This window comes from Brevibacillus sp. NRRL NRS-603 (assembly GCF_003013445.1).
GTDB classification, from domain to species: domain Bacteria; phylum Bacillota; class Bacilli; order Brevibacillales; family Brevibacillaceae; genus Brevibacillus; species Brevibacillus formosus.
This window is the reverse complement of record NZ_PXZN01000004.1, coordinates 42,362-68,581: the sequence shown is the minus strand read 5'-3', so window position 1 is coordinate 68,581 and position 26,220 is coordinate 42,362. Positions and strand designations below refer to the sequence as shown.

Genomic DNA, 26,220 nt, shown 5'->3' with positions numbered 1-26,220 from the left:
TCTCACGCATCTTACAGCTCCATTCGATAACCAATTTTGTGCACCGTATGAATATGATCGGACAAACCTAATTTTGTGCGCAGATTCAAGATATGTGTATCAATTGTTCGGGTGCTGCCATAAAAGTCATAACCCCAGACCTGATTCAGCAAACTTTCACGAGAAAAAGCAATATTCGGATTATGCAACAAAAATTCAAGCAGCTCATATTCCTTCGGGGTTAACGTGACGAGCTGCTTATTTTTGTACACTTTGCGGCTATGGTAATCCACTGTCACATCGCCTACGGTCAATGTCTCCAATACAACCTGATGACTTCTCCTCAGAGCGACTTCCACGCGTGCCAACAACTCCAACAAATCAAAAGGTTTTGTAATATAATCCTCAGCACCAAGACGCAAACCTTGTACTTTGTCCATAACGCTTGTCTTGGCTGTTACAAAAATGACCGGGATATTCTTTTTCTTAAAGGATTCCAACAGTGTGAACCCGTCAACTCCAGGCAGCATGATGTCAAGGAGCGCCAAGTGATACTCCTTTTCTTCGAGATCGTTCAACGCCGTGTTACCGTCGGATGAAACTTTACAGACATAGCCCGAGGCGCCTAATGTCATTTTGATTAGTTCGGATATGGATGGATCATCTTCAGCGATTAATATTGAATATGCCATGCTGCGTACACCTCCACCATCATTACACATTTTTGGGATTTTGTTGTCAACAAAATGCAAAAAGTATACAAAAACAAAAAACCCTCAATAAAATCACTTTAACTTGATCTTAGTGAGGGTCACATTCATTATCATTTAGCTCTTTTACTTACCGATACTGCACATTATTCAACTGCATCCACATCCATTTACTGTCAATCAGCATCGCAAGCGTCATCTCATCCATCCCGTGCAGTTGACGGTACAAGCGCTGTGTTTCGACCAAGTCATTGTAGGTCAAGAACGGATAATCCTTCCTGCCGAATGTCCCGTCCGGAAAATAAGCGTAATGCAAATCGCCATTTCCGAGTATCCACTGCGATCCGAGGTTTACGACACCGTAGAGCATCGTATCCGCTAAATCTTTGTCAGTCCGATCGCCAAATTGCATGTAGCTTTTGTAGAGAAAATTGATCTCCGCCAACTGATGATTCAAAGAAACATGTGTCTGAATCATCGGATTCGTTGCTGTCGCGTAGTCAGAAACCAGCCATCCTTGCTGTACACCATTGATGACAAAACGGTTCTTGGCTGCGTGATTGTGAAAGTAAGAAGCATATTTTTTCGCTGATTGGCAAAAGTCCTTTTCTTGATACTGATCACAGCCCCGCAGCATCAGATCAGCCGCTCCTGTGTTGAATCTCGTATCGTAAAAGCCCTCTGGTATCCCGTAATCGCCACTTAGCCACAAGGAGCGCGGCTGCGTCTTCCAGTATCCCTCAGGCTCCTGCTGCTTCAAGCTCGCTTTCAGCATCACATAGCCCATATCCCGTGCAGCTTTGCTTCCACCTGTATATAAAAAAGAGCGAAGGACATAATTCTCGGGAATCCGCCAAAAGGAGGTCTCCGAAGTCGGCTCGTACGTAGAAGGACTTTGATAGTAATACCCATCGTACAGCCATTTTGCCTTTTCCGTAACGTCCAAGTTAAGCCAGATGCTGTCAAACATTTTTTCTCCCCAAGGAACGAGCGGATCTCTCGAATCGAGCGCCCACATTTCGCTGATAAAGCCTGCTTTCATCGGCAACTTGATCACGAGTTCGACACCAGAAGGCGTCTGTTTTACTTCGACTGGCAACGCCAATGCCGGCTTTTCTTCAATCGTTGCTCTGCCTTTATCCACGTAGGTAATAGGCTTGCCTAACCAAATATACCTGCCCTCCGTCTCTACAAAACCAGAGGCAAGCGGAAGGGTCTGGACTTGATCAAGCGTGACAACCTTCCAATACGGTTTCTTCGACTCATCATAGGCTCGGTAGCGGAACATCATGTTCTGGCTGTTACCCTGAATGGGAATGGTGAAAATGTAGGGCATCATATTGCGCTGACCTGTTATTTTATGGGCCCAATACGTGGCACCATCTGGGAATCGAAATTCTTGTTTTTGGTGAATCGCGCCATTCAGTTGCTCAACATTCTCTGTTTCTGTCGGTTTTTCCCATACATTTGCAGAAATATCGCTCGGAAAGAAGCTACATACGGCGATGGCCGTCATCAAAAGGAGCATTCTGCTGATTTTTCTGACCATGTCATCCCCCAATTCTATTAAAGGAGAACCGAAAGTCCTACTTTAAAATGAACATTTCGTAGTGATTATTATTTTTACAATAGTCTGATAAATTAACCATAGGTGTCTACTTCTATTTCGCAGGAGGGAATTTATGGACAAGAAAGTACGCTACGTTGTTTCTACAGCACTCGTAATATCTCTGTTCACCAGCCCCTCAATCATCCATGCCAGCCAAGCTGAACCACAGACCCACATTCCTTATTACGGAATAGGGCCAACCTATGTACAGCCTGCACAGATTGAGAGCTTGTTTCCCAAGCCAACTATCCAGTTTGGGACACCCGGCTTCCAAGAAGGAAAAGAGGCTTTTACGTCCCAGGAAGAAATGATGGCTTACATAAGCAAATTGGTTGCAGGCAACAAGGACGTCCAGCTGCTATCGATCGGTACGTCATTGGAAGGTCGGGACATCCCCCTGCTGCTATTCAGCAAAGACCACGGCAAGCTCAAACAAAACAAAGAGAAGCCTCTCATCTGGCTACAGGCACAAATCCACGGAAATGAACCCGCCTCTGGTGAATCTGCACTTGTAATCGCCAAATGGCTGGCAGAAGGAAAACTTGGGGCCGACCTCCTGGATAAAGTAAACGTTGCGATTGTTCCTCGCATCAACCCGGATGGCTCCTACCAGTTCAAACGCTACATCGCGACAGAGCTGGATGCCAACCGCGATTACATGAAGGTAGAATATCCAGAGGTGCAAGCGGTTCACCAAGCCATCAATGCCTATCAACCTGATGTGGTGCTTGACGCCCACGAATACGGCGTCTCTTCCAGCCAGCTTCGCGATGTTGGCGAAAAAGGCGCGATCTCTTCCTACGATGTTCTGATCTCCTCTGCGAAAAGCTTGAATATCCCCGCCAGCCTGCGCAAAATGTCAGACAACCTGCTTTTGCCTGACGTTCAAAAAGCACTCGACAAGGAGCAGCTTTCTCACCACGCTTACTATACGCTGGCAAAAGGCAAGGACGGAAAAGTGACCGCAACAGAAGGCAGCACAGAGACAAGAATCGGACGCAATGCCTTAGGATTGAAAAACACGTTGACGTTTCTGGTGGAAACACGCGGCATCGGCATCGGACGCGCCGATTTTGAGCGCCGTGTATACAGTCAGGCCATGACTCACGCTGCTGTCATTCAATCAACAGCGGCCAACGCCAAAGCTATCAAGTCCGCCGTGACCCAGGCACGCTCAGAAATCACGGAAAAAGGCAAAAAAGCAAACGACAACGATAAACTCGTCATCCTGAGTGAGAATAAGCGAGTATCGGGTCAGTCTCTCGAGGTGGTCGATCTAGCCACAGCAAAAAAAGTGTCTACCCCCATCGACTGGGTAAGCTCCACGGATGCCTATCCCATACTCGAACGCGAGCGCCCTACTGCCTACCTCATGCCTCCAGGCTACCATGACGTTGCGGCCAAGCTGGAATTGCTTGGTGTTTCAGTAAGCAAGCTATCCAAAGAAACAACGATAGCGGTAGAGAGCTACACCATTTTGGAAAACCAGGTGAATACGGTTTACGAGAATGGGCATTTCACCAATCAAGTGACTGCAAATGTAACAGAAACAACGAAAACCTTTCCTGCTGGTAGTTACGTGTTCAGCATGGCCCAGCCAAACGCGAACTTCATTGCATTGGCTCTGGAACCGGAATCAGTGGACAGCTACGTCACGTTTAACTTCTTGCCCGTTGAAAAGGGCGATGAAGTCCCGGTGTATCGCTATATGCTGGAGCAACCGCTACCCACCAAACAAAAGAACTAAAGGAAAAAATCCCCTCTCTAAAGTTAGACTCCTGAGAGGGGATTTTCGTTACATGTATGGAATTACTTTATTTCAAACACTTCTTGGGCAAGCCCTGCAAGCTTTTGCGTATTGCCGCTCACCTCGACCATCGTCGCAGAAATTTCCTCCGTAGCGGCTGCCTGACTCTCCATCGTTTGATTGATCAATTCAATCGAATTTTGCAGCAGGGTTATCAAATCCCGGATGGAATCCGTGGTTTGCTTGATTTTGTCCGCATTCGCCCGTGAATCTGTCGCCATATTGCGAACCTCATTCGCAACGACAGCGAACCCACGCCCTGCATCTCCTACTCGCGCCGCCTCAATGCTCGCATTCAGTCCCAAAATGTTGCTTTGATCCGCGATTTTTTTCACGGCAAGCGTAATTTGCTCGATCTCAGTCGTACTTTGGCTCACGTCATTGGCTTGCTCAGAGATCGCCTTCATTTGCTCGTTCAAATTCCCGATCTGCATGGCCATCTCTTGGGTGGTGGCACTGACCTGCTCGACGACACTCGAGAGATTTGCGGCAATTTCATACAGCTCATTGGCTCGCTCCATACTCGAACCAATGCCGACACCGCCAATGACTTTTCCCGTGTGATCATGCAGGGGAATCGCCCGTGCGACGAGGGGAAAGCCAAATAATTCCTTAGGAACCATCATCGCCTGCTTGGTGTTTTTTCGAATCGCGTTGGTGATCACATCTCCTTCCTGGAGTGGATCACCAGGCTTGACTTGCAGGGCAAATGTTTGGGCAGGCACATTGCGCAATAGCTTTTCCGTGTCGTAGACTCCAATGGTAATGTCATCGGTAAGCAAATCATTCAAGTATGGTGCAACCTTCATGAAAGCCTCGAGCAGTTCTGCGTTTTTCCCCTTTTCGGAAGCTTCTGTTTCGTTCCATTGTTCATATCCGTTCATAACTTCTTCACCTCTATAATTTGCTGGCATTAGTACGGAAATTGGCGCTTTTTATGTTGAACCGAAATCCATTTCAGCGTAGTAAACTCTTCCAAGCTCCATTGACCGTTTAAACGTCCCAACCCGGAATGCTTTTCACCGCCAAAAGCCACAATTGGCTCGTCATTGATCGTTCCATCGTTGATGTGAATCATGCCAGTCTCAATGCGTTTGGCCATCTGGGCACCTCTCTCCAGATCGCGTGTATGAATCGCCCCGGACAATCCAAATGGGGTCTCGTTCGCCATGCGAATCGCTTCTTCCTCGGAAGCAAACGACATAATGCAAACAGCCGGACCAAACAGCTCTTTAGATGCGATCGACATGTCTGTGGTCACGCCTGTCAAAACGATCGGCTCGACCACGTTTCCTTTTACTTCCCCTTTCAGTGCAGGAACGGCGCCTTCGCGTATCGCCTCATCGATCGTAGCCATCAGGTTGGCGACTTGCCGTTGGTTAATGAGTGGACCGATTACCGTGTCAGGATCATTCGGGTCGCCAACCTTAAGTCCAGATACTTTTTCCACATACAGCTCGAGGAATTTATCGTATACATCCTGGTGAACCAGAACCCGGTTAGCCGACATGCAAATTTGACCTTGGTGGGTAAAGCGGCTGAATACCGCAGCATTCACGGCATACTGGAGATCCGCATCCTCCAAAACGATCAGGGCACTATTGCCGCCGAGCTCCAAAATCGCCTTTTTGAAATGCTTCGCTGCCACTTGCGCGATATGGCTTCCTACTTGGCTAGAGCCTGTAAACGAAAGGATACGCGGGATCGGGTGGGAGACAAAACTATCGCCAATTTCAGCAATATCCGTCACAACGACGTTGATCAAGCCTTTTGGCAGACCTACTTCTTCAAAAATTTTCGCGATGAGAGTCCCACCTGTGATTGGCGTGTGCTCATGCGGTTTGAGGACGACACCGTTGCCCGCGCCAAGAGCTGGAGCTACTGACTTCATCGACAGATAGAACGGGAAGTTGAACGGACTGATGACGCCGACAACTCCTGCAGGAATCCGATACAAGCGATTTTCCTTTCCGTCTACGGGAGAAGGAAGAATTTTTCCTTCCATGCGTACTGGGAATGTAGCCGCCTCCCGAATAATATCCTTCACGAGCCCGATCTCAAAAAACGCCTTCAACCTGGTTCCACCTAGTTCACGAATGATGATCTGAATGATTTCTTCTTCATGCTCTTCGATATAGTGAACAGCACGCTCCAACATTCGGGATTTGGTATACGCATTGACTTCATCCCACTCTTTTTTCGCGTTGGCTGCCGCCTTGTAAGCTGCGTCGATATCCTCCAGATTTGCCATTTTGAATTCTGCGATGACTTCCCCGTTGTAAGGATTGATATCTTGCAATGTCTTCGCGCCAAGTCCGTCGCGCCACTCCCCATTGATGTACTGCTTGTCCAGTGTTTGCAGGATTGACATGCTACAACCTCTCCCTTTTGTTAAGTAAATAGGCTCCTTTCGCATGAAAGGAGCCGTAAAACTAAAACAGCAACATACACTGCTCGTTGGCAACCCGGCTGCCATCGTAACGTGTACATTAGGCCCGTGGCTTTGCGTCCCCACTTTTCAATGGGTTTGCCCATTCATAGCGAATGCTGATAAGATTTTGTCGAAAAAAGGAAAGATATGGAGAAACCTACTTTGATTATAGTACTCCATTTCGAATAGTCAAACGTAAACATGTAAATATTTCGTGAAAGGAAGTAACAAATATCAAAAAGTCCGCATCGCTTGGATACGGACTCCTGATTTTTCTTTCTCATGATCACAATAACTTTTTGACATCCTTTACGCTCGTCGCGAGCATTTGCTCGATCGCGTTGGCGTCTCTCACGTGCTTGGTCATGCCTTCATTCAGCTCGTCCAGCAAGCCCTTTGCATCACTTACCTGCTGGGACACATCGTCAGCAAATCGCTTTTGATGCGCGATGATTTCCAACACACCTGCCACTTCGACGTTCAGTACCTGGAAAGCGTTCACGATCTGATCCGTCTTTTGTGCGGCATCCTTGCTGATGGAAAGTCCATTTTTGATCGCACTGCTGCTTTTTTCACTGTTGGACAATGCTTCTTTAATTTCTTCCTGAATCTTGCCAATCAATTCTGCAATCGTCTTGGTCGAGTTCGCTGTCATCTCTGCCAGCTTCCGTACTTCATCCGCTACGACAGCAAAGCCCCGGCCTTGTTCACCCGCACGTGCCGCTTCTATCGCAGCATTCAGAGCGAGAAGATTGGTCTGATTCGTAATGTCGCTGATCACCTTGACGATACTCGTAATTTCCGAAGAACGCTCTTCCAAGCGGCTCATGGACTTGGACGTATGGACCGATTCTTTGTCGAGCAGGCTCATGACTTCCACAACGTCCGTCATGGCCTTCTTGCCTTCATCTGCACGCGCTACCGATTGTTTACAGATGTCTGTCAGGCGCTCTCCTCGAACCGACAATTGGCTCGCAGATTCATCATCCCGCTCGTTAATAGCCTGGATATTCTCTACGACACGCTTCATCCTCGTCACCAATCGCACCATTTGATCGGATTCGGCGTTCATCGCTTGGTTCGAAGCGAGGATCGCACCCATCTGTTCGTAAAGACCGCGAAGCTCATGCTTCCAAGCCTCTTGCTGTCCTACCATTGTGGTTGTGGGAGTTGCCACTGTCGTCGCTGCTGTCTCTTTTTCTGCTGGGCCTTTGTCTTTTTTCCAAAACATCCGCTTCCCTCTCCTTTGTACCCATCAATTGTCACCTCGGCGGCTATATACGCGGGACTCGATTATTCCCGGATGTTGTTTCGCCAAGCTCAGCAAGTTTTCCAAGAAATAATAGTGACCCTCCAAGAGCTCCACGTCTTTACGCTCAAAATGCTTCACCTGCAAATACTGCTGCATTTCCAAAGCATAGCGCTCCAGTTTATCGTGAAAATCGTTGGCACGAAGCATTTGCTCCACTTCTGGATATTCTGTTTTCAGGCGACTCAGCTCGCTGTATACACGCCCACCCTCCAGAATCATCTGGTAGGCCGTACGCTCGAGTGTAGCTGTCGTAGCTGCCTCCTGCTCTTCACGCTCCTCGCGCAAAGCTGCCAAGTACGTGATAAAATGGTAGACAGTTAAAAACAATGGTCCTAAAAACAGAATGATCCCTGCCTTGTACACATGCTGATTGGACAAATTGCTGATGAGCAGGAACAAGTGAAACAAGATCGCACCCAACCATACGTAGATGATGATTTGGTGATTGATCTTCCCTGCCTTTTGGTGGCGCGAAAAGGCAAAGGTGAGTCCGAGCAGATAAAAGGCAAGCAATGTAAAGCTGGCAGAGAACAAAGCCATCTCCATATCGATCAGCCAATCTGCATCGGCGGGTATTTCGATAAAGAATTCAAAAGCGAGCACCAGCAGTGAGAACAGCAACCCCATGATCCAAAACCGGCTTACTTCAGAGTCATTCCTCCGCCGGGAGCGGTAGCGTTTTGCACGGGATCCTTCCATAATGCTCTCACCTCATTCTCTATGATTCGCCATGATTCTATCTTTTCCTTTCACATGGGGCCAAAATCTGACACCGGAGGCTGTTATGACAAAAAATTTACCAACATCTTTTACCGAGCGCATGCAAACCTTGCTCGGACACGATTATGAGGCATTCGTTTCCTCGTACGATCAGCCTGTGACACACGGCTTGCGGGTCAATCCGTTAAAGGTGGGACGTGACGATTTTTTGAAAATCTCGCCGTTTGCTCTGGAAGCAGTCCCTTGGTGTGAAAACGGTTTTCGCTACAAAGAGCCAGATCGTCCTGGCAAGCATCCTTTTCACTCCGCCGGCATGTACTATCTGCAGGAGCCAAGCGCAATGTCCGCTGCCGAAGCACTCGGTGCACAGCCTGGCGAGCGAATCCTCGACCTGTGTGCAGCGCCAGGGGGGAAATCGACACAGCTTGCAGCGTTTTTGCGTGGACAAGGAATGCTTGTGGCAAACGAAATCCATCCTGTTCGGGCAAAAGCCTTGTCAGAAAATCTGGAGCGCTGCGGCGTGACCAATGCCGTCGTGACCAACGAAACGCCTGAACGCTTACAGGAGCGATTCCCTCAGTTTTTTGACCGAATTTTAGTAGATGCTCCATGCTCTGGCGAAGGAATGTTCCGCAAGCTACCCGAAGCAATCGAAGACTGGAGCCCTGAAAAAGTAACGGAGTGCCATGTCATGCAAGGTGATATTCTCGAAGCAGCCGCTGCTATGCTGAAGCCAGGCGGGACGTTGGTCTACTCCACCTGCACATTTGCTCCGTTGGAAAATGAGCAGTCCCTGGTTAACTTCCTGGGCCGTCACCCAGAATTTGAGATCGTCTCGCTGCCACATGCGGATTGCTTTTCTGCTGGTCAACCCGAGTGGGCGTCGCCGCAAAACGAGCAGCTCACCCAGACAGCCAGATTATGGCCGCATCGTCTACAGGGAGAAGGCCATTACCTCGCCAAGCTGCAAAAGAGTGAGACCGCTGATGTTCACGAACCTTCCGGGAAGCGTAAAGAAAAGCGTGCGGCAAAATCGGCTCCGGCAGGTCGAAAAGAAGCCCTGGCAGCCTGGCGTACGTTCGCAGCCGAAGCGCTCCCGGCGCTCTCCAAACCATTCGAAGATGAATCTGCTTTTCTTTTATTTGGCGAGCAGCTCTACTACTCCCCTGCTTCCGAGCTCGATTGGGACAAGCTCAAGGTCGCACGCGTCGGTCTGCACCTGGGAACCGTAAAGAAGAACAGATTTGAACCTGCACACGCCTTGGCGCTCGCTCTCTCCCCTGCGGAGGCAGCCCGTGTCGCTTCGTATGGCGCGGACGATCCTGAACTGTTGCGGTACTTAAAAGGAGAAGCGCTCACGCGTGATGGTAAAAGCGGCTGGACCCTGGTTACTGCAGAAGGATTCTCCATCGGTTGGGGCAAGCAATCAGAGGGGCAACTCAAAAATCATTATCCAAAGGGTCTACGCTGGTTGTAGATTTCTTCAAAGTAAAAAAAGCCCACAAAGCTGCACGAAATGCATTCGTGACTGCCTGTGGGCTTTTCTCCTTTTCTTATGATCGCCCTCTGCGGGGCGGATGGTCTACTACGGACAAAGAGCCATTTCTAATATAACGCAATATTTTTGAAACAGATATCCCTGTTGCGTTGGCAATTTGCATCGCATTCGAATTCGGATAAGCTCTCACGTAATTGCGAATCATCTGGTAGTCTTGTATTTCGTTTTCTCCGCAAACCCGGCAACTGTACTCTCCCCGGCCCATCGGACTGCCGCATTTCAAGCACGTATCCGTCGTCATCACTGGTTCTCCTCACACCCTGTACTATGGTACTCTCACAAGAAGGGTTCTATCTTCCTATCTATTACCCAAATCACGTGGGAGGAAAACACTATTTTCTATCGCAATTCCTGTATTCTATTAAAATTCGATAAAGTGATTCCGAACTCCTTTAAAAAGGCCAGTATGGAGGCATCAGACAGCTTTTTGCGTAAAGGACAGTCGCAAACCCAATTAGAAAGACACCACTGAGTCCATGAAAAACGTTGAGCCATCCTGGACGAAAAAAGCGAGCCAAATACGCGGCCAACAAAGCTACTAGCCCCAGAAACAAGAAAGTCGATAACAGACAGCCTGTAGCAAACAAGAACAACTCCGTTGAATGAACAAAAGTGCCAGATGCCAATAGTGAGCCAAAAACTCCCGCCCAAAACAGAACAGTCAGAGGATTTGCGAGTGTCAGAAGCACGCCGTGCCAAAAGCTGTTTCGACCCGATGAAGCATGCTGGACTGGTACTTGTTCATGTTCTCCTCTTCCTTTTATAGCACGCAAGGTTTGAATCCCAAACCAAGTCAAAATCAGGGCTCCCATCATCAAAACCATCTGTTTGACCCAATGGATTTGTAACAGCAGCGACAGTCCCCCGATCGCTCCCACCATATAAACCGCATCTGCTAATGCAACACCCAGTACCATCATGAGTGCATCCCGCAATCGCCGTGTCATCGATCGATGCAGCACCGCCAGACAAACCGGACCAACCGATAGTTGGAGCATCATCCCGAATAACAAGCCGTTCCAGATCGCCATCAGGTTCACATCTCCTCTTTCATGGACGACAGGACAATCATCGTATTCGTCTTGCTTACACCTTCTACTTGCTTCAATGTTTCAGAGATGAATCGTTCCAGATCAGCTGTCCCTTTTACGGCAACCTTCAATACATAATCGTAAGCTCCCGCGATATGATGGCATTCCAGCACACAGTCTGCCTGCATGACTGTTTCACGGAAGCCAGCGATATGCTCTGTCTTCTCGATTTGCACCATCACAAACGCAATCAGGTGAAGCCCTAGCTGCTCCCGATCCAGCTTCACCGTGAATTGCTTGATAAGTCCTGTATCCTCCAGCTTGCGTATTCGCTCGGAGACCGCAGGCACGGACAAATGAACCTGCTTGCTGATATCTGAGCTGGTGATTCGGGCATTTTCCCGCAATAAGCGGAGGATTTGTTCATCAATCCGGTCCATAGTGGTACCCCTCCTTTTTATCATGATTATACCAATTTATTCAGAATAAAAAGGAATTCGACACGATTGCCGTATTTTTTAAAGAAATAACAGGGTTTAACCTTCGTTTTTTCTGCCAAACGAATTATCTTGGGGTGTTTTCCTAAAATAATGCTGCCAAGAGAGACGAAAAGGCATCATACCGCCATCTTCCTACGCTGACAGCTGCTCTTTTTTTAATGAAAACAAGCGGATCGCGAGCAACAGTGACAGCAACGCAATAACAAATCCGGACCAGCCTAGATGCTCCACAGAGGAGTGGCTGATCACCAATCCCCCAATCCATGATCCCAAAGCGAAGCCAAATTGAATAAAGGATGTATTGATGCTAAGCGCAATGTCGGGCGAATGGGGCACCTGGGTAACCAGATATAGCTGTTGGGCCGGAGACGTTGCCCAAGTGGCGAGCATCCACAGCATGATGATCACGATATGGGTAATTAGCATTCCATCCATGACGGAAAGCAAAAGCAGCATACTTGCCTGAAGGGAGAGTCCAAAATAAATCGTAAATTTCGGCCCCTTGCGATCTGCGATAACCCCCCCAATTTTTGATCCCATAAAACTGCAAATGCCTGCTAGAAACAGAATCCCGGAAATCTCGGATGCCGAAAGCTCTGCCCGGGTTCGCAGGAAAGGCGCAATATAGGTAAACAATGTTGAATAAGCGCCGATGTACAACAGCGTGATAACAACCGCGGCCAGAATCTTTTTATTTTTTATAACAGCCAGCTGTGCCCGCGGTGTTACAGCCTCCTGTGCTTTTATAGGCGGGACTTTTTTATAAATGACAAGCAGCGGAACCAAGCCCAGCAGTCCAATTAAAATAAACAGCTGTCTCCAGCCAATCCCTTCACTTAAAAAAGTGCCAACTGGGAGGCCAAGTACGAGCGAGCTGCTCAATCCCATCAAAATAATGCCGATTGCTCGCCCACGATTGCCCTCTTCAACTAGCCGTGTAGATACCGCCATCGCAACAACGGTAGCAACTCCTCCACTGAGTCCTTGGATCATGCGTGTAACCAGCATCATCTCAAAGGAAGGACTCACATAGACCAGCCAGTTGCTCAGCATAAAAATGCCAAGCATCATGAGTAATAATTTTTTTCGGTCAAGATGGATCGTAGCAGCGATGACTATGGGAGCCCCTACTGCCGCAGAAAGGGCAAATGCAGTGACAAACAATCCCGCAGACGATGTCGTGACACCCAGATCAGCTGCCACCGTTTGAATGATGCCGCTTATTAGATACTCCACTGTCCCAATCAAGAAAACGGCCAGAGCGAGAATATAGACAACCCATTTATTGTCCATGCTCATTTTTGCCCCCTTGCTTCAATTGGAATCTGGATTTCTATGAGCTCAACTCCAGGTTCTTCTGATAAGGGAACATAGATTTCTCTGCCGGGCTGCTCGCTTCGAATACAATAACCATGCTGTTCAATCCACGTAGCCAGATCCAGGCAAGCTGATTCTTTAAAAGTCGAATCCGAACGGAATAGTAGCGTAGCCATTGTCTCGGCAGGCAAGAAGCTTCGCTCCATTTGCTCGGGAAGTTTGACAGATTCTGTTTTACTGGCGTAGCCCACCCCAAATTCGAAAAGCTGATCCTTCGTTCCGCTTTCCTTCCATAGCACTGTTTTGGGACCAGTCAAGGATGATTTCAAGCTGGCATCAAGCAAGCTGTCGAATATTTGAAACAGCCAAGGAATATCTTCAGCAACACCCCGTGCTGAATAGGAAATCAAGTGCATACTATCTACCTGCTTCAAAACCACCTCTTGCTCCTTCTCGATCCTTCCCTCCCGTTCAACGAGCTGCACCCGTTCTTTAATACGGGCAAGCTTTGACATTTCCATTTCCAGCAGGGATTGGATTTCATTTTCTTTGAGCCTCAACATCCCCCGAATTTGTTCAGCTGGTATATTCTCGTGAAGCAATTGCGCAATCTGCTGCAATGAGAACCCCAATTCCTTGAAGATGACAATTCGATTGATTTGCAGCAGCTGTTCGGCACAATAATATCGGTACCCGGTCGTATCATCGATTTTTGCTGGTTTTAGAATCCCAATCTGATCATAGTAGCGCAACGTTTGCAAAGGAATTCGACTCAGTCGGGAAAACTCGCTGATTTTGAACAATTCCACACCTTCTCTCCCATTACTTCGATCCGAGTATAAACCTTCTAGTCGAGTATAAAGTCAAGAACTTCCTTTCATACACCAAAGGCGTTTCTACAAAAAAAACCGCCCAGATCCTTTTCGAATCTGGGCAGCCTCTTCATTTCTTATCTTCCTCTTGATTTCCCGGCAGATTGACCAAACGTTTTTCCACCCTTGGCAGAGCGAGCAGCTCCACCTTTTCCTGCTTTTTTGGCATCGGCAGGCTTCACTGATTTACCCGCTTTACGCGCTGCAATCGCTTCTGCCTTCTTGCGATTTTTCTCGTACTGCGTCTGCAATTCACCCAGTTCACGAGCCATTTTCTTTTTGTAGCCCGGTTTTACCTTCGTCTTTTTCTTCAAGGCTTCACGTACTGGAGAGAACTCTTTGTCTTTTTCCCTCTGTTGCTCTTTCGCCTGTTGCGCCCGCAGCTCAATGAAATGAGCTTCCCGTTCTTCTGCGCGCTGACGGCGACCCGCATCCAGATGGCGACCTACCTGCAAAATTCTTTCCTCGATCGATGCCTTCGTGGCTTTGGCAAAACGCCCCATCAAATTCTTCTGACGAGGAGAAATGAGAGAGATGGCTTTTCCTTTTTGTCCCGCACGACCCGTACGTCCAACGCGGTGAATGTAGCTGTCCACGTCATTCGGCAAATCGTAGTTGATGACATGTGTTACGCCTTCAACATCGAGTCCACGAGCCGCGATATCTGTCGCGATCAAGTATTGGAAACGAATCTCACGGAATTGCTTCATTAGTTGTTCCCGCTTATTTTGGGACAAATCACCGTACAGTGCTTTCGCAGCGAGGCCATTTTCCTGCAATCGAGCTGTAAGCTGCTGTACACGTACTTGCGTATTGGCAAAAACGATGGTCAAGAACGGCTGCTCCTGCTCCAGCACATCGACGAGAGCGTCCGTCTTATCGCTTTGGTTCACTACATAGTAAAATTGTTCAATGCGCTCCACAGTCTTCTGCTTGCCCTCGATTTTGATATGCGGTGGCTGCTTCATGAAGCGGTGCGCCAGTCTTTTCACCAAATCAGGCATCGTAGCAGAGAACAACAGCACCTGACGCTGGGAAGGCGTGTGGACGATCACTTGCTCCACATCTTCCAGGAAGCCCATTTCCATCATTTTATCTGCTTCATCCAGCACCAATGTGGAGATGCGTCCGAAATGGAGCGATCCGCGCTTCATATGATCCAGCACGCGCCCCGGTGTTCCGACTACAACATGAACAGTTTCTTTCAGTTTGCTCAGTTGCTTGTCGATATCCGTTCCACCGTGCAGAGACAGCACGTTTACATTCAGGTGCTTACCCAGCTTTTCTACCTCTTTTGCAATCTGAATGGAAAGCTCACGTGTCGGGGTGAGAATGAGCGCTTGAATGTCGCGTTTTCCCTCTTCCAATGCGTTGAGGATCGGCAGCATGAATGCCGCTGTTTTTCCCGTACCTGTCTGAGCTTGTCCGATCAGATCTTTGCCTTCCATAATGAGAGGAATGGCTTCCTCTTGAATTTGTGTTGGTTCTTTATAATACAGGTCTTGAATCCCTTGCATCAGCTCCGGACGAAAACCAAAAGACGCAAACGATTTTGCCATAACTTCCACTTCCTTTCACAAGCGATCCGATTCGCCACACCATGACTGCATGGACAGTGGATGCGATAAAACCGGCTCTCATCAATCAAAATTCATCCTAGGCAGGTTGTTGCCCTTGCGAAATCCTATCCTACCTATACTAAAGGAGTACTCTCGAAAAAACAACTAAACCGTTCAACTCCCAGGCATTTTTCTTCGAGACTCGTGACGCGAAGCAAGCCTAGATTAAATTTTTGCCTCCTTGATGTGACCATGTATCGACTTAGCTGATCTAATTACTGTCAATGTGAAAAACCAACACAGAAAGGAGTGATAAAGGTGAATCTAAGAGAACAGGTTCTTCTGGCAAAGCAAGGTGATCGCGAAGCTTTTATCGCTGTTGTCAAACAAGTCGAGAGCTCCTTGTACCATACGGCTAAAGCCATCCTGAAAAAAGAGGAAGATATTGCGGACGCTCTTCAGGAAACCATTTTGAAAGCTTATAAATCGCTGCATTCTCTTCGTGAGCCCCAATTTTTCAAGACATGGATGTTCCGAATTTTGATCAATGAATGCAACAAGATAGTAGCAAATCGCTCCCGTAACGTTCTAATGGATGAATTCCCTATCCAATTGTCACTCTCACATAGTGACGAACATCTTGACCTGCGGGACGCCGTTGAGAGATTGGATGAACAGCAGCGCCTTGTTATTGTGCTTCACTATTTTGAAGACATGCCTTTAAAACAAGTTGCAGAGGTACTGGAAATTTCGGAGAGTGCCGCGAAAATGCGACTCAGTCGGGCACGGAACAACTTGATGGAGAAATTAACTACATTTCGGGAAGGGAAGATACAATATGGATCAATCTAAATTCGATTTTGAACTAAAAGAGTACAAACGTGCAAAGGAAACGACGATGTCACCTATGGTACGGGCTCGACTGGATGAAACATACGCCGCTCTCCCAGAAATGTCTCGTGAACGAAAAGTTCGACGATTTCGTAAAGCACCTTATGTTGCGGCCGCCGCAGTCATTCTAGGTGCAACTGTGTTCACCTCCGGTTTTATCTCGCCGGTCATGGCGCAATCGATTAAGCAGATCCCAGTGGTGGGGAGTCTCTTTAGCTTAATCGAGGCGGACCTCGGCTTACGAGCTGCAGGCGAACAAGGTCTTTCTTCCAAGGTGAACAAGAGTATTTCTCATCAGGACATGAAGCTCGAGGTAACGGAGACGGTCTTCGACGGAACACGCGCTGTCTACCTACTCAGTGTAACGGCTCCAAACCTGAAAGACGGCATGTTTGATACGGGAAAAGAGGTTGTCAAACTCAGTGACGCTATCGAAAATGTCACTTTTAGCATCGATGGAAAAGCTCAAGATGACCCAAGTAGTTTGGTAACAAGCGGTGGTTTTTTCTCCTCGGCTGGCGAATCGCACCCAAACTTGCTTGTCTTCGAAGAGATTTTGAAGACACCTGACCACAATTCAACAACCAAGATTCCAGATTCTTTCCATGCGGAAGTGATTGTTAAGCTTGCTGGAATTGATCAAGCCTTCAAGCTGGACATTCCGTTCCAAAAAGCGACGAACGACACCATCCAGCTTAAACCGAATGCTGTTCAATCAAACGATGGGATTTCTTTCGAAGTATCCGAGGTCAATGTGACGCCAGTGACGACGCGCTTGTTGTATTCGGTCAAACTGGATGGCAAAACATCAGATCAGTTCGTCAGAGCTGCCCTGTTTGACGACCAAGGTCGTCAACTGACGTCCCTCCACGGAGAAGGAGAACGTAAGGATAACACTCTCACATTTGATGCCCGCTATGCTTCTGCACAAGGAAAGCCGAAGTATTTCATAATCAAGCCTTTTGTCGTAAAAGATAATTCCGCTGAAACAGTCACAGACGATCAGTTTATTAAGGGGCTGGAAATAAAGGTAGACCTCCCCGAGCAGAACAAGTAACAAAACGAAAACCCTCCCCAATGCATTCCATCTTGCATGGGGAGGGTTTTCGTTTTCCTTACCTTATCTGTCGATCAGTTGTTGAACCGTTTCTTTATCGAGCTTCTTGATAACAGCTGTCAGCAGCTGAGCAGCCTGCTCGAAATCGCTTTTGGACATAATCGCATTATGGCTGTGAATATAACGTGTCGCAAAGCCGACGACAATCGACGGGCAGCCGATGCCGCTTGTATGGAATTTCGCCGCGTCTGTCCCGCCTCCTGCGAGTGCATCCACCTGGATATTGATGCCGAGCTCCTCTGCTGTATCGAATACGAGATCGCGCAATCCGGTATGCGGAATCATCGTGGCATCAAATAACATGACGAGCGGACCGTCCCCCACATTGCAGGTCATCGGATACGATTCATTACCTGGCGTGTCATATGCGAGTCCAACATCAACAGCAAAAGCAATATCCGGTTCAACCAGATTCGCTACTGTGCCAGCACCGCGAGTCCCAACTTCTTCCTGCACGGTTGCACCCGCGTATACCACATTCGGATGCTCTTCCTTCTGCAATCGTCTCAGTACCTCGATTGCCAGTGCACACCCCGCTCGATTATCGAGCGCCTTTGCCACCCACAGCTCTCCGTCGCGCATCGTCGTAAAATCACTGTCAGGGACAATCCAATCACCAGGGCGAACCCCCATTTCCTTCGCATCTGCTTCATCTTTCGCCCCGATGTCAATGTACAAATCCTTGAGCTTCATGACTTTTTCCCGCTCTTCTTTTTCCAGTGCGTGTGGCGCCTTCGAACCAATGAGCCCCAGATACTCACCTTTGCGTGTCTTGACCTTCACGCGCTGTGAGAGGATATTGTGCGTCCACCATCCGCCAAGCTGGATGAAACGCAAGTACCCTTTTGGCGTGATATGCGTCACCATGAACCCTACTTCATCCAAATGTCCCGCGAGCAAAATTTTCGGACCGTTTTCTGCACCCGTTTTCTTACCGAGTACTCCACCCAGCCGATCCTTTACCAGTTCGTCGCTGAGAGGCTGCAAGTACTCCTCCATCTTTACCCTGACTTCGCGCTCGTGCCCTGGTACTCCGTCCGCTTCCGTCAAATCCTTGAGCAATTTCGTAAGATCGTCCATCATTTATCTCCTTTTCGATACTGACATATTCCATTATGATTTCGAGAAATCGTTTACATAATCCTTTCATTTCCAAATTGCCTACACCCTATTTATTATTGTTTCCTCAACCTCTACCCCGAATGCGCTTGAGAACTTCCTCATGCTGTCACATTTGAGGGGTTCCCTTCGCAGCATTTGCAAAGTTTTTTGTCTCGTCTGATTCAGAAAAATAAAAACGGCTGGAGTTTGTGTCCAGCCGTTTGCTATTTCTACTTCGCTAATTCATAGATCGCTTGCGCGTAAATCGCTGTCGCTTTAATCAGATCATCCACGAAAATATATTCATCTCGCTGGTGGGCACTGTCTGGACGCCCTGGGAAAAGCGGTCCGAATGCTACCCCTACATCCAACGAACGGCCGTAGGTAGCGCCGCCAATTGCGATGATGCCAGCTTCCTCCCCTGTTTGCTCCGTATACACGCGTTGAAGTGTCGTCACCAAAGGATGATTCGGATCCACGCGGTGCGGTGTCAGATGCTCTGCCACTTCGAATGAAAATGCCCCTTCGCTGAAGCGTTCAGCAAGAACGGCCGACCATTTTTCGAAGGCAACAGAATGTGGGTAACGGATATTCAGTCGGAAAAGCGCATCCTGCTTTTCGTCATACTCGATCACACCTGTGTTCAGTGTGAGTGCCCCCATTTCTTCATCATCATGCGCGATGCCGAGCGCTTCCCCGTAATGCTGCTTGTGCAAGTACCGATCAGCCAAGCCTACAAATACAGCTCCGCGTTCATCCAAGGACAAGGTGCGCAAAAAGTGAATGAGCTCGGTACCCGCGTTGACACCTTTGCTCGGGTCCATTCCGTGAACCGAGACGCCCTCCATGTGCAGCACTACGAGACCCTCCTGCTCCTCCGTCTTGCCTTTCAAGCCAGTCGCGTCCAAGTGCTGACGATAACTTTGTGCAATCGCCTCACTATTCAAGCCGATTGGCGCAAGCGTTGCTACAGCCTTGTCTGGAACCATGTTCATCCGCAAGCCAGCCTGTAAGGAAACGAGCTTTGCCTCCACGTTTTCCGCAGCAGGTTTCCCGAGGCTTTGGAAGGATTCTAGCGTCTGGCGCAATGACAGATCAGTCAAGCCTTTTTCCGCATAGATCAGCGGGAAGTCTGCATCTGGTGTAAAGCCCATCGTCGGCATTTCTTCCGTTTCAAAATACGTGTTCACACACTGCCAGCTCGATTCTTCATCCGTTCCGAAAATAAAGCGCACGCGCTTCGAGAGCGGCAATCCCAGCTCCATCACGATCTTTGCGGCGAAAATGGCAGCCATCGTCGGTCCCTTGTCATCAATCGCTCCACGAGCCACGATGCGTCCATCCACGATCTCGGCTGCATACGGTGGCGTACCCCAGCCATCGCCTTCCGGTACGACATCAACATGGCTCAGAATGCCGATCAATTCCTCACCCTGCCCGAATTCAGCATGCCCTGCATAGCCACGGACGTCTTTGGTTGTCATGCCTGCTTTTTCACACACGCCTAATGCAAAGTCAAGGGCTTGCCGAATCCCTTCTCCAAAAGGGGCCCCTTCCCGCGCGGACTCGGGGTCCAATACGCTTTTAATTTGCAAAAATTGTTGCGTCGTTGCAATCAGTTCTTCCTTGCGTTTATTTGTTTCTTCCAGCCAATTAACGCTTGTCATCCTCTTCTCCAGTCCCCTCATTCATACTTCCTTCGTCCATTGCCGCATCGACATCGAGATCCAGCTCAACCAGCGATAATAATGACTCCATCGGAACTTCTTTTTTCGTAAACTCTGCTTGGGCGTCTTTAATTTCGTCCCGGATATTGTTCATTTCGCTATCCAGCTTATAGGACGCCTTGGCTGCCTCGAACAATCTTTGCCGTATATCAGATGGGATAATTCCCTCGTATTTATAATTCAGCGAGTGCTCAATCGTCGCCCAAAAATTCATTCCCAATGTGCGAATCTGAATTTCTACCGGAATGGTCACTTGCCCACCCGCCATCATGATCGGATACTCCACAGCAAGGTGATAGCCGCGATATCCGCTTTCTTTTGGGGTAGAGACATAATCCTTCTCCAGATACACACGCATATCTCCGCGGTTGCGGATCATCTCTACGACTGCCGGTATATCATCAATAAACTGGCAAATGACGCGGATGCCCGCGATATCGCGAATTTCCCAGCAGATATTCTCATCAATCGGAAACTGCAAGCGGTTTGCCTTGTTGTAAATACTCGGGATCGATTTGACCCTGCCCACCGCAAACTCAATCGGTGAATGCTCCTTACGTTTGCGCAGCTCGTTACGGATATTTTTAATTTTGACTTTGATTTCTTCTACAGCTTGTTCGAACGGTAGCAGATATAGTTCCCAATCTAGTTTGTGCACGCTTACGTCCCTCCGGCCTGAAACTCTCCATCGTCCTTATCATTCAACATTTTGTGTGAGATATCCTTCCAAAATACAAAAAGAGACGGGAGAAAAGGCAGTTGTCACCGGCTTTTGCTCCGTCCCTCTTTTCTTAATTTTCGCGCGAAACAAAGGTTGCAAGGGAGCTTCTCAGCTCTTCTGCCAGAATAGCCAACTGATTCGCAGCATCTGCGATGAGCTCCATCGCTGCACTCTGCTCCTCTACCGCAGCCGAGATGCTTTGGACACCAGCGGCCGCTTGCATCGATGCGGACGATACTTCCCCAGCAACTACTGCTACCTGTTGGGCATCTGGGGCCATACGCTTGAAGGCTTCACTGACACCGTTAATTTCTTGCGACACCCCGAGGATGTTTTCCTCGATGTGCCGGAACATCTCTTGGGATTGATGTGCTGTCTTCATGCCACGAGCGGTCGTTTGGGCACCCTCGACCATTCTTGATACTGCTTCCTTTGTATCCTTTTGTACGTCTCCAATCATGCCTACGATCTGCTGGGCAGCATTATTGGTATCCTCCGCCAGCTTGCGCACTTCCCCTGCGACGACGGCAAATCCCTTGCCATGCTCTCCTGCTCTGGCCGCTTCAATCGCAGCATTCAAGGCTAGCAGATTGGTCTGGCGGGCAATTTCAGTAATGACAGAGATAATTCTTGAAATGTCCTTCGAGCGCCCCTCCAATACATGAATGACATCCGTTGCAGCTTCTACCGAACGATTGATTTCGTCCATGCTGTCCATTACATCTGCGATCGCGCGTCTGCCTGCGTGTGCATGCTGCTTCATTTCTTCCGCAGATACGGTCACTCGCTCTACATTTTCCGTTACCACCGCCACATCCCTCGTCAAATCAACAGCCAGATTCAAGGTTTGTCCCATTTTTTCCACCTGGCTGTCAGCAGAAGCAGCCACTTGGTCGACGACGAGGACAATTTGTTGGCTGGAAGCAGCAATCTCACTGGTGTTTCCCTGAATATTTCGCACCGCCCCGGAAACGGAAGCAGCTGCCTGCTGAATCTGAAACAAGATTTTGCGCAACTGCTTCTGCATGGTAACGAGAGACCCTGCCAGCTCTCCCAGTTCATCTTTTCGTTTTAATAGCTTGTCAGGAATCTCACGCGAGAAATCACCGTGCCCGATCCGCTCAGCGACAGCAAGCATGCCGCGAAACGAGCGACGAAGCCAGTTCGCTGTAAATAACGAGATGATGACGATGAGCAAGAGGACGGCACCGTTAAAGGCAATCATGGCATCCCGAATGCGGTTTGGGCCCTCCAGTATTTCGGTCATATTCATCTCTGCCAAAATCGCCCACGTCTTCTTCCCCACTTTGACCTGATCGTAGGACACGAGCACTTGCTGTCCTAAGTAATCCATGCTTTCGACCGTTCCTTCGGATTGTTGGGTGAGCAAGACTTGGTCGACGATGGTCGTATCTACTTTTTTCTGTAACAACGTATTTGGTCCACTACCCAGTTGCGAGCGCATGAGCTTGTCCGGACTGCCTACCAGGTAAATCTTCCCGGTTTCCCCCAGCCCTTCTCGTTGGTTGAATATTCTTGAAATATAATCCATAGATACTTCGACTGCTATTTGCCCGATGATGTAGCCTCGTTCGTAGATCGGCGCTGCAATGTATACCCCTGGCGCCCCTCCAGATGGTTCGTAAATGCCTAGATCTGACATTTCTGCGCTTTGGGTTTTCTGGACTTGCTGCACAGTCTGGCCAAGTACAGAGTCAGCGTGTGGGCCAGTCATGAGATTGGTGCCAAAATCGGCCTGCGGCTTTGTCTCGTACACGATGTCCCCTTGTGCATTTAACAGAAAGGCATTTACGAAGCCGTAGCGAGCGACCTCCATCTTCAATTCGTTCGTATATCGCGCTTGCACTTCTTCATAAACAGGCGATTCCAGGCCTTGCCGCCACACGTCCTCAAACGAAGAAAGGGCAGACATTACTGTTCCCGATGCAGCCAACGTATCCACGTTCCTGGCTCGCTCGCGAAAGTAATTTTCCACCTGTTCCTTGTTGCTTTGACGCAGCGCTTCCAGTGTAGCGGCACTGCCTTTCAACAATTCCTGCTTGGATTCCTGATAAGCAAACAATCCCGCTGCCGTCAGCGGTACACTTCCTGCCAGTAGTAGTACGAGCAATATACGAGCGCCTAGTTTCATGGAAAAGCCCCCTATTTTTTCCAATACCTTTTTCTGTTATACTAATAGAATATTGTTTATATTTCTACTATTCATATGAATATAGTACCAGAAAAGGAAAAGGGAAGGCTAGACCAAATGTATCAGGCCGTCTCAAAAATCATAGCTATTTCGTCGCACATCGGCAGCTTGGAGCAGTTAATGCAATCCTTCCAAGCCTTTTGCGGCAGTGTTTCCTTGGCAACCACCCAAAACCCGCACTTTTCAAAAAACACTTGTTGATAGGTCAGCGCGAGTACACGCTTAATTCCCAAAAGGCGGCATTGCTCAACCAAATGAAGAACCAGATGTTTCCCAACGCCCATCCCCTTTGCTTTTTCCGAGATAGCCAAGGAGCGGATCTCCGCCAGGTCCTCCCACAAAATATGCAGGCCTGCGACACCTACGACCGAATCCCCATCATGAGCGACAATAAAGGATTGCAAGTTTTCCAGGAAAGACAGCTTCGTACGTGGCAGCATTAAGCCTTGCTGTGCATATTCATTAACAATTTCCAACATGGCATCCACGTCTCTCATCGTAGCCTGACGTACTGCCAAAGCCTTTGCAACACCCATTTTACTCTCCTCCACTCCATGCATAACGAGCCTGGTATGATTTAATATTTATTCATTATATTATATAAATATACATTCGTACTGTGCAGAAGTCTATCCTTTTTTCACCTAATTTATGCGTAATTGTATGAACTATTCTTTTGTTAGGTAACGGTTGTGTTATAATCAAGCGTACGAGTTCATAGGGAGGTGCTACATAATTGACGACGAGACGGGAACGGAAAAAGCGCGAAACACGCGAAAAAATCTTCAATGCTGCGATCAAGCTTTTCAAAACGCACGGCTTTGAAGCAACCACTATCGACATGATTTCCGAAGAAGCGGATGTTGCACGCGGTACGATCTTTTTGCATTTCACTTCAAAGGAAGCCATTCTCGCCAACTGGGGTTATGAGCGTCTGCATGAAATCGAGGAGCGTCGGGAAGAGTGGGATTACGGTAACGACTGCAAGTCGAAGGTGCTGCGAATCTACAAGATCATGAATGAAGTCACCATCACCAATTTTGATTTCATCAAAGTCGTCGTAGAATCCTCGATGAAACATCGGAAAGTGCTTGAGAACGAAAAGAACATGTACTTTGAATTGCGCCAACTGTTCGCTGACCTGATTGAAGAAGCACAAGAAAAGAATCAACTGAAAAGCAAATTCAACCCTCTTGTCGCTGCGAATATGTTAGAAAACATTTACTATAATGCTCTTTATGATTGGGTACGCAGCGAGGGCGCCTGGGCACTCGAAGAAATCATGGAAGAGAAGGTCTCTATCGTATTCGAAGGGCTGGTCGTGGAATAATCCGACTGACCAGCCCTTCGAATGTGACTACTTATGATTTATTCGAAATAGGCCCATTTGTACTGCGCGTTTCCCAGACCTGAAATGACTACGCCCTTCAACTTGGGGTTCTGCGCATACACCGTAGACTTAAAGTAAAACGGAATGACTGGCATTTCCTCCACCAAGATTTTCTCAGCCTCTTGCAAGATCGCTTTTCGTTTGGCAGCATCCTTCTCCTTGGCAGAAGCCGCCAATAGATCGGCATATTGACGATTCTCCCAACGAGTATGGTTGTTGCCTTCCTTCGTTCGGAATATCTCCAGGAAGTTGATCGGATCGTTGAAATCCCCCGTCCACCCCATCCGCGCTACTTGAAACTTCCCGTTTTTCACGTTTTCATAGTAGACATTCCATTCCTGATTCTCCAGCTTGACGTGCACACCCAAGTTTTTTTGCCACATGTCCTGTACGGCTTGGGCGATTTTCGTCTGTGCTTCTTCCGTATTATAGGACAGCGTAATCGGCGGGAGCTGATCGACGTTGGCGTACCCTTCTTCCTTCATGCCTTCCGCCAACAGCTGCTTGGCTTTTTCCATGTCGTTGTCTGTAAACAAGCCTTGCTCGTTCTCAGCAAACATCGTAGGCGGCACTACAGCTGTCGCAACCAATTCCCCTCCTTGGGTGATGTTTTCCACAATGTCTTTCCGGTTGATCGCGTAGGAAAAGGCTTGGCGAATTTTTTTGTTGTGGAAAGGCTTTTGCTCTGTGTTGAATTCATACCAATACGTCCCGGCTTTTGGGGTGATCACCAGCAAGCCTTTTTCCTTCAAGGTCGGCATCGCGTCGAGCGGAAGATTGCCAGTGGGGGCACCTGCCCAATCGAGATCGCCACCCTCCAGCATCGACAGCTCTGTATTCGCGTCATTGATCATGTTCATTTCGATTTTGGTCAGCTTGACAGCGTCTGCGTCCCAATAATGCTCGTTTTTCGTGAGCGTCAGCTTGTTTTTATGCTCCCACGCAGCGAGTTTGAACGGTCCATTCGAGGTGTAGGCTGGTCCTGCTTCCTTCGCCCAGTCCGGATTGTCTTTCACCACTTTGGTATTTAGCGGAAAGTAGCTGTAAAAAGCCGTCAGCTCCAGAAAAAACGGAGTCGGGTTTTCTAATTGGACGACCAGTGTCTTGTCATCTGTTGCCTTGACCCCGATCTCCTCGGGCTTCGCTTTGCCAGCAAAGGCTGCCTCTGCATTTTTTATATAAAACAGCTGGTAGGCATACTGGGAACCGTTTTTGGAATCGAGTGCCCATTTCCAGGCGTTTTCAAAATCGTGTGCGGTTACGGGATCGCCGTTCGACCACTTCGCATTGTCACGCATCGTGAAGGTGTACGTCAACAAATCATCTGATGCCTTGATTTCCTCGGCCATCGCGGGCTGTGGAACGCCCTTGTCGTCAATGCGAGTTAGCCCCTCAAACGTCTGAAAAATGACATTGGATGACCAAACATCCGAAATGAGTCCGGGATGAAGAGAAAGCGGTTCTGTAAAGTTATTCAGTCTGAGTACTTGTTCGGTTTGCGAAGATGCATTAGCTGGTGTAGCCTCTGTCGTTGGTTGTATGGCAGGCTTTGCTGCTTCCTGCGGTTGTCCGCATGCAGCAAGCGATAAAGCCAAGCCTGCTGCGAAAACAGCTTTTCCTGTTTTTTGCCACCATCGGTTTGCGGAACTTCTCATG

Annotated in this window: 23 protein-coding genes and 1 riboswitch; of the genes, 5 read left to right on the top strand and 18 right to left on the bottom strand. The window is 48.4% G+C overall.

Going from position 1 to position 26,220, the window contains the following annotated elements:
* Window positions 1-11: 11 nt before the first annotated feature.
* Window positions 12-671, bottom strand: coding sequence for a response regulator transcription factor (locus C7R94_RS01175; RefSeq protein ID WP_106778118.1), 660 nt, complete (start codon window positions 669-671; stop codon window positions 12-14).
* 148 nt (window positions 672-819) lie between these two features.
* Window positions 820-2,238 (bottom strand): hypothetical protein, encoded by a 1,419-nt coding sequence (locus C7R94_RS01170; RefSeq protein WP_106778117.1) that lies wholly within the window; start codon window positions 2,236-2,238, stop codon window positions 820-822.
* A 133-nt stretch (window positions 2,239-2,371) separates the two neighbouring features.
* Between C7R94_RS01170 and C7R94_RS01165 the strand changes: the two genes are divergently transcribed.
* Window positions 2,372-4,045: a M14 family metallopeptidase gene (locus C7R94_RS01165; RefSeq protein WP_106778116.1), complete on the top strand. Its 1,674-nt coding sequence runs from the start codon at window positions 2,372-2,374 to the stop codon at window positions 4,043-4,045.
* A gap of 62 nt (window positions 4,046-4,107) precedes the next feature.
* On the opposite strand, the gene C7R94_RS01160 is transcribed toward C7R94_RS01165, so the two are convergent.
* The 4 genes from C7R94_RS01160 to C7R94_RS01145 all read right to left on the bottom strand — a co-directional run bounded on the left by C7R94_RS01160 (window position 4,108) and on the right by C7R94_RS01145 (window position 8,547).
* Window positions 4,108-4,989 (bottom strand): methyl-accepting chemotaxis protein, encoded by an 882-nt coding sequence (locus tag C7R94_RS01160; protein WP_106778115.1) that lies wholly within the window; start codon window positions 4,987-4,989, stop codon window positions 4,108-4,110.
* Between the two features lie 29 nt (window positions 4,990-5,018).
* Window positions 5,019-6,476, bottom strand: a complete 1,458-nt coding sequence (gene yfmT / locus C7R94_RS01155; RefSeq protein ID WP_106778114.1) for a benzaldehyde dehydrogenase — start codon at window positions 6,474-6,476, stop codon at window positions 5,019-5,021.
* A gap of 85 nt (window positions 6,477-6,561) precedes the next feature.
* A riboswitch (cyclic di-GMP riboswitch) is annotated at window positions 6,562-6,647 on the bottom strand.
* Window positions 6,648-6,822: 175 nt separating this feature from the next.
* The gene (locus tag C7R94_RS01150) at window positions 6,823-7,767 is read right to left on the bottom strand and encodes a methyl-accepting chemotaxis protein (protein ID WP_106778113.1); all 945 of its coding nucleotides are present in this window, start codon (window positions 7,765-7,767) and stop codon (window positions 6,823-6,825) included.
* 24 nt (window positions 7,768-7,791) lie between these two features.
* Window positions 7,792-8,547 carry a hypothetical protein gene (locus tag C7R94_RS01145; RefSeq protein WP_047071642.1) on the bottom strand — a complete coding sequence of 252 codons (756 nt, stop codon included), beginning with the start codon at window positions 8,545-8,547 and terminating at the stop codon, window positions 7,792-7,794.
* 85 nt (window positions 8,548-8,632) lie between these two features.
* On the opposite strand from C7R94_RS01145, the gene C7R94_RS01140 reads away from it, so the two are divergent.
* Window positions 8,633-10,045: an RsmB/NOP family class I SAM-dependent RNA methyltransferase gene (locus tag C7R94_RS01140; RefSeq protein ID WP_106778112.1), complete on the top strand. Its 1,413-nt coding sequence runs from the start codon at window positions 8,633-8,635 to the stop codon at window positions 10,043-10,045.
* Between the two features lie 76 nt (window positions 10,046-10,121).
* Here the strand turns inward: C7R94_RS01140 and C7R94_RS01135 are convergent, their stop codons facing one another.
* From C7R94_RS01135 to C7R94_RS01110, 6 genes are all read right to left on the bottom strand, one after another.
* A complete protein-coding gene (locus C7R94_RS01135) occupies window positions 10,122-10,367 on the bottom strand; it encodes a hypothetical protein (RefSeq protein WP_106778111.1) in 246 nt (81 codons plus the stop codon).
* Between the two features lie 151 nt (window positions 10,368-10,518).
* On the bottom strand, window positions 10,519-11,157 hold the full coding sequence (locus C7R94_RS01130; protein ID WP_106778110.1) for a LysE family translocator: 639 nt from the start codon (window positions 11,155-11,157) through the stop codon (window positions 10,519-10,521).
* Between the two features lie 5 nt (window positions 11,158-11,162).
* On the bottom strand, window positions 11,163-11,597 hold the full coding sequence (locus C7R94_RS01125) for an Lrp/AsnC family transcriptional regulator (RefSeq protein WP_106654409.1): 435 nt from the start codon (window positions 11,595-11,597) through the stop codon (window positions 11,163-11,165).
* 192 nt (window positions 11,598-11,789) lie between these two features.
* Complete coding sequence (locus C7R94_RS01120; RefSeq protein ID WP_106778169.1) at window positions 11,790-12,950, bottom strand: MFS transporter; 1,161 nt, start codon at window positions 12,948-12,950, stop codon at window positions 11,790-11,792.
* Between the two features lie 2 nt (window positions 12,951-12,952).
* Window positions 12,953-13,777 (bottom strand): MerR family transcriptional regulator, encoded by an 825-nt coding sequence (locus tag C7R94_RS01115; protein WP_106778170.1) that lies wholly within the window; start codon window positions 13,775-13,777, stop codon window positions 12,953-12,955.
* A 146-nt stretch (window positions 13,778-13,923) separates the two neighbouring features.
* Window positions 13,924-15,405: a DEAD/DEAH box helicase gene (locus tag C7R94_RS01110; RefSeq protein WP_106778109.1), complete on the bottom strand. Its 1,482-nt coding sequence runs from the start codon at window positions 15,403-15,405 to the stop codon at window positions 13,924-13,926.
* 318 nt (window positions 15,406-15,723) lie between these two features.
* Between C7R94_RS01110 and C7R94_RS01105 the strand changes: the two genes are divergently transcribed.
* Window positions 15,724-16,257, top strand: coding sequence for a sigma-70 family RNA polymerase sigma factor (locus C7R94_RS01105; RefSeq protein WP_106778108.1), 534 nt, complete (start codon window positions 15,724-15,726; stop codon window positions 16,255-16,257).
* Window positions 16,244-17,353, top strand: a complete 1,110-nt coding sequence (locus C7R94_RS01100; protein WP_106778107.1) for a DUF4179 domain-containing protein — start codon at window positions 16,244-16,246, stop codon at window positions 17,351-17,353. The genes C7R94_RS01105 and C7R94_RS01100 overlap by 14 nt, the downstream gene beginning before the upstream one ends.
* A gap of 63 nt (window positions 17,354-17,416) precedes the next feature.
* Here the strand turns inward: C7R94_RS01100 and C7R94_RS01095 are convergent, their stop codons facing one another.
* From C7R94_RS01095 to C7R94_RS01075, 5 genes are all read right to left on the bottom strand, one after another.
* Window positions 17,417-18,493: a M42 family metallopeptidase gene (locus C7R94_RS01095; RefSeq protein WP_197240690.1), complete on the bottom strand. Its 1,077-nt coding sequence runs from the start codon at window positions 18,491-18,493 to the stop codon at window positions 17,417-17,419.
* Window positions 18,494-18,744: 251 nt separating this feature from the next.
* On the bottom strand, window positions 18,745-20,181 hold the full coding sequence (pepV, locus tag C7R94_RS01090) for a dipeptidase PepV (protein ID WP_106778105.1): 1,437 nt from the start codon (window positions 20,179-20,181) through the stop codon (window positions 18,745-18,747).
* Window positions 20,168-20,899, bottom strand: a complete 732-nt coding sequence (locus C7R94_RS01085; protein ID WP_106778104.1) for a GTP pyrophosphokinase — start codon at window positions 20,897-20,899, stop codon at window positions 20,168-20,170. Before C7R94_RS01085 ends, pepV begins: the two co-directional genes overlap by 14 nt.
* Before the next feature lie 133 nt (window positions 20,900-21,032).
* Complete coding sequence (locus C7R94_RS01080) at window positions 21,033-23,114, bottom strand: methyl-accepting chemotaxis protein (RefSeq protein ID WP_106778103.1); 2,082 nt, start codon at window positions 23,112-23,114, stop codon at window positions 21,033-21,035.
* Window positions 23,115-23,236: 122 nt separating this feature from the next.
* Window positions 23,237-23,710 (bottom strand): N-acetyltransferase, encoded by a 474-nt coding sequence (locus tag C7R94_RS01075; RefSeq protein ID WP_106778102.1) that lies wholly within the window; start codon window positions 23,708-23,710, stop codon window positions 23,237-23,239.
* 200 nt (window positions 23,711-23,910) lie between these two features.
* Between C7R94_RS01075 and C7R94_RS01070 the strand changes: the two genes are divergently transcribed.
* Window positions 23,911-24,504: a TetR/AcrR family transcriptional regulator gene (locus C7R94_RS01070; RefSeq protein ID WP_047071619.1), complete on the top strand. Its 594-nt coding sequence runs from the start codon at window positions 23,911-23,913 to the stop codon at window positions 24,502-24,504.
* A 38-nt stretch (window positions 24,505-24,542) separates the two neighbouring features.
* Here C7R94_RS01070 and C7R94_RS01065 read toward each other — a convergent pair whose 3' ends face one another.
* Window positions 24,543-26,219 (bottom strand): peptide ABC transporter substrate-binding protein, encoded by a 1,677-nt coding sequence (locus tag C7R94_RS01065; RefSeq protein WP_106778101.1) that lies wholly within the window; start codon window positions 26,217-26,219, stop codon window positions 24,543-24,545.
* Between the last annotated feature and the right edge of the window lies 1 nt (window position 26,220).